Consider the following 371-nt stretch of genomic DNA (forward strand, 5'->3'; position numbering starts at 1 on the left):
CGTGTTTGTTGGGCAATCACAACAGTGGGTAGAGGAACTTAAAGACGCAATGGCGAAGGTTCGTCCTGGCGTATGGGATGATCCTGAAGCCGCTTATGGTCCGCAAACGACGCCGCAGGCTAAAGCGCGTATTCTGTCGCTGATTGACAGTGGTAAGCAGCAAGGCGCAACGTGTTTGCTAGACGGCTCTGATTTTAGAGTTGAGGGTTATGAAAGTGGTAACTGGGTAGGTCCAACCCTGTTTTCAAACGTCACAACTCAAATGGATATCTACAAAGAAGAAATATTTGGCCCAGTCCTTTGCTGTGTATTTGTCGATAGTTTAGATGAAGCAATTACGCTTATTAATAACAACCCATACGGTAACGGCA

1 protein-coding gene is annotated in these 371 nt (G+C 46.4%); it reads left to right on the plus strand.

What is annotated here, in order from left to right:
- A partial coding sequence (locus CWC16_RS19790; protein ID WP_138542718.1) for an aldehyde dehydrogenase family protein occupies positions 1-371 on the plus strand: 371 nt, incomplete at both ends.

This window comes from Pseudoalteromonas sp. S3776, from assembly GCF_005886915.1.
GTDB lineage: Bacteria > Pseudomonadota > Gammaproteobacteria > Enterobacterales > Alteromonadaceae > Pseudoalteromonas.